This window comes from Acetivibrio mesophilus (assembly GCF_004102745.1).
GTDB lineage: Bacteria > Bacillota > Clostridia > Acetivibrionales > Acetivibrionaceae > Hungateiclostridium > Hungateiclostridium mesophilum.
The window spans coordinates 1-13674 of record NZ_RLII01000024.1; the positions used below are offsets into that span (position 1 = coordinate 1).

Sequence of the window (13674 nt, forward strand, 5' to 3'; positions counted from 1 at the left end):
ACCTCCTTTTGCTATTTATGCGGTCGGCTAAACCCGCTATATTTTAGCAAATGGAGGTATTTTTATCTACTCATAGCTATAAGCTTTTTGGAACCACCTGCATAGCAGGTGGTATTCATAAAGACAATAAAATAACAGCTTACACTTCATGTAAACTGTTATTAATAATATGCTAACTTAAATTATATATTAATTAAATTATATATTAATTAAATTATATATTAATTCAAATTAATATTACAAGATATATTCAATTACTTATTGATTCCTAAAATCTTAAACTTAATAATGCCATCAGGCACTGAAACCTCAACAACGCCGCCTACCTTTTGCCCAATAAGTGCCTTTCCCACAGGAGACTCATTAGAAATCTTGAATTGGGCAGGATCTGCTTCCGTAGAACCAACTATATAATACTCAACCTCTTCATCAAACTCCATATCCAAAACAGTAACTTTAGAACCTATACCTACTACATCTGTTTTTATATCGTCTTCATCTATAACTTTAGCATTCTTCAGCATATTCTCAAGTTGAAATATCCTTCCTTCTATATATGCCTGTTCGTTCTTTGCTTCGTCATATTCGGAATTTTCAGATATATCACCAAATGAAAGAGCTTGTTTAATTCTCTCTGCTACCTCTCTTCTCTTTACAGTCTTTAAATTCTCCAGCTCCTGTTCCAACTTTTGCAATCCCTCATATGTTAGAACAACTTCTTTATTTACCATTTGAAGCCTCTCCTTTACTTAGAATTTCGTGTTGATAATATATGCATTTCCTTCTTATTTATTCTAAAATTGATATTTTCGAAATATAAACAGCACCGAAATGGTATAACAGCGCCTTTAGCTAAGCTATAGAACCACGAATATAAAAGCAATATAAAATTACTTCTATCAATAGTACGAATGAAATGGAACCAGTATAATCAGAACCGCCTAATATCATAAACCGCTATAACAGCAATTAATTCATAAATGCGATTTATCTAAGTCAATTTTTATTCATTATAGACCACTAAACTAATATTGTCAATAACCTACCAAGAAAAAAAGTTTTTCTCAATACAAATCAGTTAATAATTGGAATAAGCTTAAATCCATCGTTTTGAAACTGCCTTGAAAGATTATCTATTACAGTATAATCAGCACTGTTTCCAATTGCGTATGTTCCAATTTCAAGCTTGTTTAATAAAATAATCTCTGCCAATTCGGCTTTTTTATAAAATTTATACACATCTTTGCCCATCATTTCCTCAAACTTCTTCGGTAGGATGATGTCAATATCATTAATTATTATATCTGAAAACTCTATTTTATCTGTCTTAACACTTCCATAATTTATAACCGATGCATTGGATTTTATGTTTTTAGAAATATTAAAATCACATAAATCAGTTAGATTCACAATAACTTCAGCATCTTCTATGCCGCTTGCCACACTGTCTGTTACCCTCACCGACAAACCTGTCTCTTCAAAGATATCATCAATTATTTTTTCAACATTATCCTTCTCGTGTGTTATTATCGTCAAATACTTTGAAAGAGTTGATAAGAGCTTAATATATGAATATAAAAGATCATGGCCTCTACCATGGATAATTGCCACACTAAGCCCCCTTATATCCTTACCCTTTCTGTCTGAAATTATCTTCAAAATATTTACCAGCATTGCTGTATAAATAAAATACCCCGAGAAAGGATTTTTAATACAGCAGTCAATATCTAATTCCTCGGGCATACTTCCGGGAAAAAAGCACCTATCAATGGAGTAATCCGAACACAGTTTCCGAATAATCTTTTTTAGTCTGTGCATCGTAAAAAAGTTTGGTTTTTTAAGTTCGCTCAATCTATAGGGCAGTCTCACCGTAAAAATATTAAATTCGTCATAAAGCTCTGCTTTCTTGATTGCTCCATCGGGGAGATTTGAGCTTAAAAGTCTTCTCAATATATTGAATATATTTTTAATTAAATTCTTTTTTGTACCTTCTTTCTCGTGACACAATAGCATCAAACCTATATTACTCATTTAAGTATCACATACCTTCTTTTAAACAGGTTTTATATCATCCTATTTGTGACAGAAGCCAAATATTCGTACTAATCAAGGAAATTTATATTGATTATCCCGGTTTTGATTCAACCACTCTTGGTAACTCTCTATTTCCTTGAGATTCCTGTTCAATACATCCCAGATATCCTCAGATACAAAATAAATGCTCCATGCACATGTACCTGCAAGCCTATATTTTTGGGCCAGGGATGCTTTTAAGTTAATTGAATTGGCATCTTCAAGCCAAAGCCTATAATATGTGTTATCTTTAGTATATTCGGCGTAAAACTGCCCACTTTCCTCATCCCATTCCACTTTTGCTTTGTTCTCTATAATGTTGTTTTTTGCTTGCTTCATTGTAAGAGCACTGCTTGTCAGCTTCTTTTTGCCGGATGCATCAGTCGTCTCTTTCCATAGCCGGGTATAAAACGGAATACCCAAGAGCAGCTTTTCCCTCGGTACTCCTTCCTCTTCAAGAACCCTTTTCAATATTTTTTCCTGCCAGCTAACCTGTGCTACCGAACCCGCTACAGGGCTTGTACTCCAGTGTTGGTCGTAGGACATATACATTATATAATCTACAGGCTGGCTCAATGCCCTTTTATCGTAGCATTTTATATCGTTGACATCTACAGATACCACAAGTCCTTGCTCCCTCAACAACGGAGAAATTTCTCTGACAAACTGTGTAAAAACATCTCTATCCGAATTATACATATTTTCAAAATCAATATTAATGCCATCAAGCTTGTACAGTGCCGCATACGCCAATATTTCCTTGATAAGGTTGTCCCTTGCATCCGTATTGTTTAACAACCTGCTTGTCATATCAGTGTCAGTAAAGTCATTGCTCAAGAGAGCCCACACCTGGTAACCTTCGCCATGGGCCCAATCAACATACTTTGAATACGCTCTGTTGATTAACTCTCCTTTATCATTTTTCACCTGAAACCATGTAGGGGAGATGACATCAAGCCCTTTCATCTCCCCCAAAGACGCATGGTCTTCTCTTCTTGAATATATCATATCCCAAGCAAGATTTATCTTGCCCTTTGGAGGCATCCATGCAGGTTTCGGATCTTTTTGCTCCAAAAATTCCTCTACAATCATTCTTTTGACAACAACAAAACGTTTTTCAATATATCCAATAGCGCCATCCCAAGTTCTGACCTTGTACCATTTGTCATACTCCTCAAATATTCTGAGAGTATTTTCGGAAGTCCCACCAGAAGTTAAATCAAACTTTCTTATAATAGGTTCGCGTATGGAACGTCCTTTTCTCACAACCGCTTCGGGTTGAATTGGCTCAGCTATCTGTCTTATGCTGTTTTTATAGTCGATAATAATGACGTTGCTTTCTTGGATGTAGGATACCTCAATGCCATAGAATTCGGCCAGGAACTCGATAGGGATATACACCACTTCATTTTCCACCGTCACAGGTATATTTAGAGTTATTGGCTCGTTATTGACAATTGCATTGAGATTATCCGTCTTCATCCTTATTACTCTATCCTTCGTGGTTATGGTGACCTTCCCTAAAGCCTCGTCCCAGAAAATATGAGGATCAAAATACTCTTTTACAACATCAAAAGGAAGAAGTATCTCACCTTCCATCAGCTTCGGGCCGTTCTTTGAAACTACTCGATCACCCTCAACCAACAAAACTAATTCCCCCTCCAAAAAGGCAGGAACCACATTATCATTGGGTTTAAAATAAAGGTAATATCCCACTGGAATTATAGCCACCAACGCCAATAAAAGAACAATCACAAAGCAACCTATAATTTTCTTCTTCATTTTGTTCCCCCATAATCACAAAATAGTCATTTATCTAACATTATACAATAAAATTATCAATTCGACACTAAATAAAAAAAGGAAGTCCGATTTGACTCCCTTTTTCGCCAATATTCACTAGCATGCAAACTACTCAAATACCTTTCGCGGTATCATCGTTTTAATGGATTTCAACATCTTTTCATTTGGCTCAAAAAAGACTATCACTCTTGTCGATTGTGTCCTGCCATCCTCATCACTCTTTTTATTTACAACAAAGCAATAGATGTCCTCAGAATCTAGAGAGCTAACAGCCATTATCCTATCCTTTATTTCTTCAACGTAGCTGCTCAGCTTATCGGAATCTGCTTTCGCAAAAATCTCAAATTCTCTGCAATTTGAATTTATGAGATTCTTCCTCTTCTTTTTGTTGGTTATTTTATCGATATCAAGTTCTCCATTGGTAAACGCATATTCATACTCTATTCTTCTTGATGTAATAATCAAATAGGTTAAATATATTATCGCTGCAGAAATCAACAGGGATGTCCCGTAAGGCCCTAATAAAACTATTATTGCTGCAATTAAAATAATAGCCAAAGTTATTGAGCCGCCGATAATCAAGACATCACTAGCATCCCTCTTCTTTTTTACTATTTTCTCTAAAAATATATCCACTTCCATCCTCCCAAATAAATATAAAATAATTCAATTTAAAGATACTTTATAATTCTATCTTCAAACTCATTATAAATCAATGGCTTGAACAAAACTTCATCTTCACTTGCAAGGGTATTGAGAATACCCTCCTCCATAAGTTCTATAGGCAGAATAAGCTGAACCTGCATATCGGAAAAATCCGTTTTTATATTTTTTATCGTATTGACAACTTCATCATCCAATGTGTTTGTATCAACTATTACCAGCTTTGGTTTTTCCTCTGTAAGGTAGTCAAAATAGAACTTAAAGTTATTTATTACATCAAAATTCTCCGCTCCAAGTTTTATCAGTGATTCCCTGATATCATAGCTTTCATCAACATCCGAACTGAATATTACAATTTTAGTATCAAACCTCATGTCAGAAATTCTTTTGAATTCTCTAAGGGTAGTCAATGACTCAAAATATTTGTCCTCATACTTTGATATCTCGGCATTTAAAATATCCCTATCGTTTTTATCCATATCAATGAACTGCACTCCATAGCCAAATTCACCGTTTTTATAGTCCGATACCCTTAATACTTTCGCAGATGCAACAATTCCTCCGGACGAGTCAAAATTTAGTTTGATATCAATTGTGCTGTCAAAATCCAATTTCGTATTGGAAATAAACATTGCACCGCCTTTACTTATATTTTTAATCGTGGCCTCCGTCCATAGGCTGTCACATTTTTGTCCTTGATTCACATTTTTATTTGAACCGTCTTCCCTTTCTTTTATTCCGGATTTCATATCAATATCAAATCTTATATGTTTTCTTAAGTTATAGTACTTTTTTGCATCCGTGTATTTTATAGTGACTGTCACAGGAGCATCCTTGCTTTTATCGTCAATATGCCCATTTATAATGTATTCATATCCCTTGCGTTGAAATTTTATAACAGCTCTACTTCCATCATCTTCCAACAGGGCAGTCTTTGAAGCATCAACCAAAACATCCACCTGGTCTTCACTGGCATATAATATCGGAAGTACTGTCCATACATCATCGGTTTCGAATCTTACGCGTACAAGATTAGTATATTGCATGATACTAAATAATTCTTCTCTGCTTACGGAAATAACACTCATAATAAATCTCCTTTTGTAGAAAATGATTTGAACGCAAGACAACTAACATGATATGAACCGAATTGCTTATACTATATATTTTATATCTTTTATGAAATAAGTTCAATACTCTGTAAATATTAGGCAGCATTTTGTGGGTTTTATAAGGTATAAATAATAAAGAGAGACCCTTTATTTAAGGATCTCCCCTTGTTACTGACATTTGTGACGCGGTTTAAATTAGTACATTCCGCCCATTCCGCCGCCCATTCCGCCAGGCATTCCTGCAGGAGCAGCTTCTTTTTCAGGAATATCGGAAACAACACTTTCTGTAGTGAGCACCATTGAAGCAACTGATGCAGCGTTTTGAAGAGCTGATCTTGTTACCTTTGCAGGGTCAACAATTCCTACTTCAATCATGTTAACATATTTTTCGTTAAGGGCGTCAAATCCTACGCCTACTTCGCTAGCCTTCAGCTTTTCAACTATTACAGAACCTTCAAGACCTGCATTTTCAGCAATTTGTCTAACCGGCTCTTCCAAAGCTCTGAGAATTATCTGTACACCAGTTTTTTCGTCTCCTGTTACAGTTTCGAGAATCTTCGAAACTTTTGGAAGAACATTTATCAGAGCTGTTCCTCCACCTGCTACTATTCCCTCTTCAACAGCAGCCTTTGTAGCAGCAAGAGCATCTTCTATTCTTAATTTCTTTTCCTTCATTTCTGTTTCAGTTGCAGCACCAACCTGGATTACAGCTACGCCGCCAGAAAGCTTTGCAAGTCTTTCCTGCAGTTTTTCTCTGTCAAAATCCGATGTAGTCTCTTCAATTTGAGATTTAATTGATGCAATTCTCTTTTGAATTTCGCTGGCGCTTCCTGCACCGTCAACGATAATTGTATTTTCTTTCTGAACCTTGATCTGTCTTGCTCTACCAAGTTGTTCAACAGTAGTATCTTTGAGTTCAAGACCGAGATCGGATGTTATAACCTGACCACCGGTGAGAATTGCTATATCTTCAAGCATAGCTTTTCTCCTGTCACCAAAGCCCGGTGCCTTAACAGCAACACATGTAAATGTTCCCCTTAATTTGTTTACAAGGAGTGTTGCAAGAGCTTCACCTTCAACATCTTCAGCAATAACAACCAGTTTCTTACCCTGTTGAACTATCTGTTCAAGCAATGGAAGAACATCCTGTATATTGCTTATTTTCTTGTCTGTAATGAGGATATATGGATCATCGAGAATAGCTTCCATCTTTTCAGTATCAGTAACCATGTAAGGTGATACATATCCTCTGTCAAACTGCATACCTTCAACTACTTCAAGGTTTGTACCCATTGTCTTTGATTCTTCAACAGTGATAACACCATCATTTGTTACCTTTTCCATAGCATCGGCTATCAATGTACCGATAACTTCGTCATTAGCGGAAATTGAAGCAACCCTTGCAATGTCTTCTTTTCCCTTAACCTTCTGACTTACTTCTTTAATACCTTCAACTGCTGCATCAACTGCTTTTGCTATACCTTTTTTCAGCACCATAGGATTTGCGCCGGCAGCAACGTTTTTAAGTCCTTCTCTGATTATAGCCTGTGCCAGAAGTGTTGCTGTTGTAGTACCGTCACCGGCAACATCATTAGTTTTTGTAGCAACTTCTTTTACAAGCTGTGCACCCATATTTTCAAATGCATCTTCAAGCTCAACTTCTTTAGCAATGGTTACACCATCATTTGTAATAATCGGTGAGCCAAATTTCTTATCAAGTACAACGTTTCTTCCCTTAGGTCCAAGGGTAACCTTTACTGTATCTGCTAACTGATTAACGCCTCTTTCTAGCGCTCTTCTTGCTTCTTCACCAAACTTTATTTCCTTTGCCATATAATAACCTCCTTAAGGTATACTTTTTGTAACTAGATTGATAAGGCAATTATTCAACTACCGCCAAAATATCGCTCTGTTTGAGGATTGTATACTCCTGTCCGTCAAATTTTACTTCTGTGCCAGCGTACTTGCTCATTATAACCCTATCTCCGACTTTTACTTCCATCTTAACTTCTTTTCCATCTACGATTGTGCCAGGTCCTACTGCAACAACTTCAGCCACCTGTGGCTTTTCCTTGGCTGAACCCGGTAAAACAATACCGCTTTTTGTTGTTTCTTCAGTTTCTACCATTTTAACAACTACTCTGTCTGCTAATGGTCTAATATTCATATAAGTACCTCCTCTTTGAATTTTTTATTTAAACTTGGTTTATGTATTCATTTATTAGCACTCACCAAAGGTGAGTGCTAATCACAAATATAATATTATTATATTACCCATTTTGTTATCAAACATGCATTTTTCCTAAATTTTATCGTTTTACGGGGATAGGAGCCAATTGCCGATAAATACATCCCTAATTCATTAATTTCCTCATTTTTTCGTTGATAATCAACTCTTTGTATCAATATTTACCCCCTGTGTTGCTTCAATTGGCAAAAGCACCTTAAACAAATTCTGGGAACCAATATTTATAAATTTAACTGTCCCTATCTCTTTAAAGGATATTTTAACCCGCTTCATTCCCAACCCCGACTTCATAAATCTCCTTTTGGGATCCAAAGTCAGAAGCCTTTGATACAGCCATGGATTTCGTCTATCGGGATTATTCTCTCTTGAAAAACTGTAGACGCTGTTATTGGCAATAAGAGCACCAGGGTTGCTGACCTCAATATTTTTTTCTGTAACTGTTATCACAATTCCCTTTGTTACATCCAGATAGTCCCTATGAACAAGAGCATTGGCGATTACCTCTTCTAAGGCATTAAAGGGATATCGTTCCGTTTTTATTATACTTCTCATATAACCGGATACATCATCGAGCATTTTTAATATATTCCCGAAAAACATTCGAGTCTCTCCATTGCAAACTACTTTTATATAGACATGCGGAAGATATAAGGAAGGATTTTTCCCGAACAACAGCAATCCTCCTATAGTTGGGTGATATTTCTCTGTCTCGGACTTTTGCCCAATTATACCCAGTGCCTCAAGGATAAGGTCGCTAGGATTGTCACTAATGACATTTAGTGTTTTAAAGTAGTCTTTAATAAGAGTAAAATCCAATTCCTCCATGCCTAAATTCTTCAGTATCACTGTCTCATAGGTCATAAGACCGTTTTCCTGAAATAGATTTGCGATTTCACCTCTCCTGGCTATATCGGTGGTTGAACCTCTCCTTATGTAGAAGGCTCCATTCTGTATCATCTGATGGGGCTTATGACTGCTTTTATAGACAGTAATAACCCCCACTGTTTTGCCCTCCAACTGAACAAAGTCTACCGATATCGGCACAGGGGGATCACAGCGGTTATAAATTATCTGCTGAATCTGCTCTTCTTTATACCCTTTAGGATCAATTCCCAATATTTTTTTGGTCTTATCCTCAATGCCCAAGAGAATGTATCCTCGCCCGCCCCTGGAATTGGCCATGGCAATAACATCCTTGGTAAGCTCCTTTTTCTCACCTTCAGTGGATAAATTAAGCGCTGCCTTAAAGTCAATCTTAGGACCTTCTTCCTTTTTCAGCAAGCGCTTTAGCTTATAGCAGTCCATTGCTATTCCTCCGCGATACTTATCCTATCTTCTTTTTTTCAGCTCTTCATAGATATCTTCAAGCTTAACTCCTCTTTCCACCATCAAAACAAGGAGATGATAGATCAAATCGGATATTTCGTATACAATTTCACCTTTATCCTTATTCTTTGCTCCGATAATAACCTCTGCCGTCTCTTCTCCAACCTTTTTCAGTATTTTATCAAGGCCCTTTTCAAACAAATAATTCGTATAAGAGCCTTCTTTAGGATGTATGGTTCTATCAACTATGACATCATATACATCCTGAAGTATCTTTGCATTTTCTGCTGCATACACCTTTTGCTCATCAAAAACCTTATCGGAGGTTTCCTTTAATTCATCCCCAGAGACCTCTCTGTAAAAGCAGGAATAATGTCCTGTATGACAGGCCGCCTCAACTTGTTCAACCTTAATGAGAAGCGTATCTCCATCACAATCTATATTTATAGACTTAATGATCTGAAAATGGCCGGAAGTCTCACCTTTTAGCCACAATTTATTTCTGCTTCTGCTGAAATAATGAACCTTACCTGTTTCCAAGGACTTCTTTAGCGCCTCTTCATTCATATATGCCATCATGAGTACTTCATTTGTCTTATAATCCTGTGTAATTACAGGAAGCAAACCCCTATCATCAAATTTTATCTCTTCTAAAATACTTCCCATTTTATTGCCTCCATATCCAATCTACATTCTTATTTCTATTCCGTTCTCCCTCAAATATTTCTTAAGATCCATTATTTCCATTTCTCTGTAGTGAAACAGGGATGCAGCCAGCACAGCATCAGCCTTCCCCTCCACCAGTGCCTCACGGAAATGTTCCAAGGTCCCGGCACCACCCGATGCAATAACTGGAATCTTTACACTTTCCGACACCTTTCTGGTAAGCTCAATATCATACCCTTTTTTGGTACCGTCACAGTCCATACTTGTGAGAAGGATTTCCCCGGCACCAAGTTTCTCAGCCTCCACAGCCCACTCTACCGCATCTCTTCCGGCATTGACCCTTCCTCCGTTAAGGTATACATCCCATCCGGAATTGTCATCGCGCCTCTTCGCATCAATTGCAACCACCACGCACTGACTTCCAAATCGGGATGCAGCTTCCGATATCAGCTCCGGTCTCTTTAACGCTGCAGAATTAATAGATATTTTATCCGCTCCGGCTTTTAAAATTTCCCGAAAGTCCTCAACCGTTCTTATTCCCCCACCTACAGTAAAGGGGATAAAAACCTGCTCCGCAACCCTTCTGACCACATCAATCATAATGCTTCTAGCATCTGCCGAAGCTGTTATATCTAGAAAAGTAAGCTCGTCAGCACCGGCCTTATCGTAAATAGAAGCGATTTCAACCGGGTCTCCAGCATCCCTTATGTTTACAAAATTAACACCCTTTACGACCCTGCCATTGTGAACGTCCAAGCAAGGAATTATTCGTTTTGTCACCATTTGCCTCACTCCTTATTTCGCTGCTTCTATAGCTTCCTTCAAGTCCAGACTTCCTGTGTATAGTGCCTTTCCAACGATAGCACCGGAAACACCAACATCCTTCAAATTCCTGATATCCTCCAAGTTGCTGACTCCTCCAGAAGCGATTATCTCTATATTCACGGCTTTCACCATTTCTTCCATAGCCTTAAGATTTGGACCTTCCAGCATTCCATCTCTGGATATATCTGTGTATATTATGGTCTTTGCACCCAATTGCTCCATCTTCTTGGCAAAACCTACTGCTGTAAATTCGCTGGTTTTTGCCCAACCCTCAATAGCCACCATACCGTCTTTTGCATCAATTCCAATGACAACGCTACCCTCAAAAGTCTTTAAGGCCTGTTTGACCAGCTCGGGGTTCTTAACTGCCGAAGTCCCCAATATCACACGGTGAATTCCCTTGCACAGGAGAGTTTCTATCGCTTCGATAGTCCTTATTCCTCCACCCAGTTGCACAGGAATTCCCAGCTTCACAGCCATTTCACTTATGACTGGAGTATTCTGAGCATGTCCGGTTCTTGCTCCATCCAGGTCAACCACATGCACATACTCCGCACCCATCTGTTCCCATTTCAAACCCATCTCAACAGGATTGTCTGAATAAACCGTAACCTTATTGAATTCTCCCTGTACAAGCCTTACACATCTTCCATCCTTAATATCAACGGCTGGATAAATAATCATAATCTACAACAACCTCCTAAGTTATACTAAGCACCTTTCAAAGAATATTTATTATTAGGTATAATGTTCGCAAAATTTCTTAATATTTCAAGTCCAACTTCACCGCTTTTTTCGGGATGGAACTGGGTAGCAAAAACATTCTGTTTCTGTACCGCAACAGAGAAGTTGATGCCATAATTGGTTTTGGCAATAACTATATCCTCATCATCTGTATCAAGATAATAAGAGTGAACGAAATATACATATGGTTTTTGGGGAAGCCCGTCAAACAACGGAGACTTATTCTTAAGCTCCAGGCAATTCCACCCCATATGAGGTATCTTAAGATTCATCTCAAAGGGAAGCTGTTTGATTGCCCCCTTTAGTATCCCAAGTCCCTTATTGTTCTTTCCGCCTTCTTCACTATAGTCAAATAAAAGCTGCATGCCAAGGCAAATGCCTAAAAACGGTTTCCCACTCTCGATAACCTTTTGAACTACTTCAATCATACCGCTTTTAGAAAGACTATCCATGGCATCCCCAAAGGCTCCTACTCCCGGGAGAACTACAGCATCTGCATTTAAAATATGCTCCTTATCCGAGGATGTCTCAGCCTCAAAACCAATAAATTGAAATGCCTTCTCGACACTTTTCAAATTGCCTACTCCATAATCTATTACTGCTATCAAATTTGTTCACTCCAAATAAAAAATTAAGTACAAACACCCAACACTCCCCTTACCAAACAAAAAGAAAGGGGAGTGTTTCAAGTTATATCAGCTTATTGCCTGTAAGCCTTTCATAGGCTTCAATATATTTTAGTTCCGTATTTTTCACTACATCATCGGGAAGAACCGGAGCCGGCGGGTTCTTATCCCAGTCAATGGTTTCAAGATATTCCCTTAAGAACTGTTTGTCAAAGCTCTTTTGCGCTCTGCCGGGCTCATACTCTTTCATATCCCAGAATCTAGAGGAGTCAGGTGTGAATATCTCATCCCCCAATACAATCTTTCCGTCTAAAATACCGAATTCAAACTTAGTATCCGCCAAAATAATACCCTTACTCTCTGCGTACTGGCTAGCTTTGTTGTATAATGCCAGACTCATATCCCTAAGCTTGTTGGCAAGCTCCGTGCCTATTGTATTACAAAGTCCTTCAAAGGATACATTCTGGTCGTGACCTTCCGATTCTTTTGTAGAAGGTGTAAATATAGGCTCAGGAAGCTTATCGGCCTGTCTTAGTCCCTCCGGAAGCTTTATTCCGCATATGCTTCCGGTTGCCTTGTAGTCTTTAAGTCCAGACCCCTCAAGATATCCTCTGACTATGCATTCAGCCGGAATCATCTGTATCTTCTTTACAAGCATAGAACGCCCTTGAAGCTCTTCCTTGAATTTTGAAAGTCCTTCAGGGTATTCGCTGACATCGGTAGTTATAACATGGTTATCCACGATATCCTTGGTATAGTCAAACCAGAAATTGGAAATACCATTGAGAACCTTTCCCTTGTTGGGTATAAGGTTCGGAAATACCACATCAAAAGCAGATATCCTGTCGGTAACTACAATTAATAGTTTATCTCCCAAATCATAAACATTTCTTACCTTACCTTTAATATATAAAGGAAGGTCTATAAAATTTGTGTCTCCTAATAACATTTTCAAAACCTCTCTTACTAAATATGTATATTTTTATAGTGAATTTATTCACAATATCCCTTTGGTCGACATGACTCCTTCAATCCTGTCATCTTCCCTTGCAGCATCGTCAAGGGCTCTTCCGAAGGCTTTGAAGATAGCCTCAATTATATGGTGAGTATTAGTACCGTATAATACTTTAATATGCAGGGTTATCCCGGCATTAAAGGAAACCGCCCTAAAAAACTCCTCAACAAGCTCTGTCTCCATATTGCCGAGCTTTTGACATTTTAGCTCCGCATCAAAAACCAGATATGGCCTTCCGCTTAGGTCAAGGGCAACCAGTGCCAACGTTTCATCCATAGGAACAAAGGAAGACCCGTACCTTCTGATGGATTTCTTTTCACCCAGAGCCTGTTTTATCGCCTGGCCAAGTACAATTCCCACATCCTCTACGGTATGATGGGCATCAACCTCCAAATCGCCCTTTGCCTTTATATCGAGGTCAAAAAGACCGTGTCTTGCAAACAAATTAAGCATATGGTCCAAAAACCCAACTCCCGTATTGATATTACCTTTGCCGGCACCATCAATATTTATGCTCAAGGTTATATCCGTCTCACCGGTTTTTCTGATTATTTCAGACTTCCTACTCATCAA

At 38.0% G+C, this 13674-nt stretch carries 14 protein-coding genes; all 14 read right to left on the reverse strand.

Going from position 1 to position 13674, the window contains the following annotated elements; translation table 11 throughout:
- Positions 1-254: 254 nt before the first annotated feature.
- Complete coding sequence (gene greA / locus EFD62_RS13855; RefSeq protein ID WP_069195016.1) at positions 255-731, reverse strand: transcription elongation factor GreA; 477 nt, start codon at positions 729-731, stop codon at positions 255-257.
- Between the two features lie 343 nt (positions 732-1074).
- Positions 1075-2031 (reverse strand): hypothetical protein, encoded by a 957-nt coding sequence (locus tag EFD62_RS13860; protein ID WP_128706298.1) that lies wholly within the window; start codon positions 2029-2031, stop codon positions 1075-1077.
- A gap of 75 nt (positions 2032-2106) precedes the next feature.
- Positions 2107-3855 carry a glycosyl hydrolase family 18 protein gene (locus EFD62_RS13865; protein WP_128706299.1) on the reverse strand — a complete coding sequence of 583 codons (1749 nt, stop codon included), beginning with the start codon at positions 3853-3855 and terminating at the stop codon, positions 2107-2109.
- Between the two features lie 129 nt (positions 3856-3984).
- Positions 3985-4512: a DUF6106 family protein gene (locus EFD62_RS13870; protein ID WP_069195019.1), complete on the reverse strand. Its 528-nt coding sequence runs from the start codon at positions 4510-4512 to the stop codon at positions 3985-3987.
- 35 nt (positions 4513-4547) lie between these two features.
- A complete protein-coding gene (locus tag EFD62_RS13875) occupies positions 4548-5627 on the reverse strand; it encodes a PilZ domain-containing protein (protein ID WP_069195020.1) in 1080 nt (359 codons plus the stop codon).
- A gap of 219 nt (positions 5628-5846) precedes the next feature.
- On the reverse strand, positions 5847-7484 hold the full coding sequence (groL, locus tag EFD62_RS13880) for a chaperonin GroEL (RefSeq protein WP_069195021.1): 1638 nt from the start codon (positions 7482-7484) through the stop codon (positions 5847-5849).
- A gap of 49 nt (positions 7485-7533) precedes the next feature.
- Positions 7534-7818, reverse strand: coding sequence for a co-chaperone GroES (gene groES, locus EFD62_RS13885; RefSeq protein ID WP_069195022.1), 285 nt, complete (start codon positions 7816-7818; stop codon positions 7534-7536).
- 222 nt (positions 7819-8040) lie between these two features.
- Positions 8041-9204 (reverse strand): AlbA family DNA-binding domain-containing protein, encoded by a 1164-nt coding sequence (locus tag EFD62_RS13890; protein ID WP_128706300.1) that lies wholly within the window; start codon positions 9202-9204, stop codon positions 8041-8043.
- 24 nt (positions 9205-9228) lie between these two features.
- Entirely contained in the window at positions 9229-9891 is a 663-nt protein-coding gene (gene hisIE, locus EFD62_RS13895) for a bifunctional phosphoribosyl-AMP cyclohydrolase/phosphoribosyl-ATP diphosphatase HisIE (RefSeq protein ID WP_069195024.1), read from the reverse strand.
- Between the two features lie 21 nt (positions 9892-9912).
- Positions 9913-10674 (reverse strand): imidazole glycerol phosphate synthase subunit HisF, encoded by a 762-nt coding sequence (hisF, locus tag EFD62_RS13900; protein WP_128706301.1) that lies wholly within the window; start codon positions 10672-10674, stop codon positions 9913-9915.
- A gap of 12 nt (positions 10675-10686) precedes the next feature.
- Complete coding sequence (gene hisA, locus EFD62_RS13905; protein ID WP_069195026.1) at positions 10687-11400, reverse strand: 1-(5-phosphoribosyl)-5-[(5-phosphoribosylamino)methylideneamino]imidazole-4-carboxamide isomerase; 714 nt, start codon at positions 11398-11400, stop codon at positions 10687-10689.
- Between the two features lie 26 nt (positions 11401-11426).
- Positions 11427-12068: an imidazole glycerol phosphate synthase subunit HisH gene (hisH, locus tag EFD62_RS13910; protein WP_069195027.1), complete on the reverse strand. Its 642-nt coding sequence runs from the start codon at positions 12066-12068 to the stop codon at positions 11427-11429.
- An 82-nt stretch (positions 12069-12150) separates the two neighbouring features.
- The gene (locus tag EFD62_RS13915; protein WP_069195028.1) at positions 12151-13035 is read right to left on the reverse strand and encodes a phosphoribosylaminoimidazolesuccinocarboxamide synthase; all 885 of its coding nucleotides are present in this window, start codon (positions 13033-13035) and stop codon (positions 12151-12153) included.
- A 48-nt stretch (positions 13036-13083) separates the two neighbouring features.
- Entirely contained in the window at positions 13084-13671 is a 588-nt protein-coding gene (hisB, locus tag EFD62_RS13920) for an imidazoleglycerol-phosphate dehydratase HisB (RefSeq protein ID WP_069195029.1), read from the reverse strand.
- Between the last annotated feature and the right edge of the window lie 3 nt (positions 13672-13674).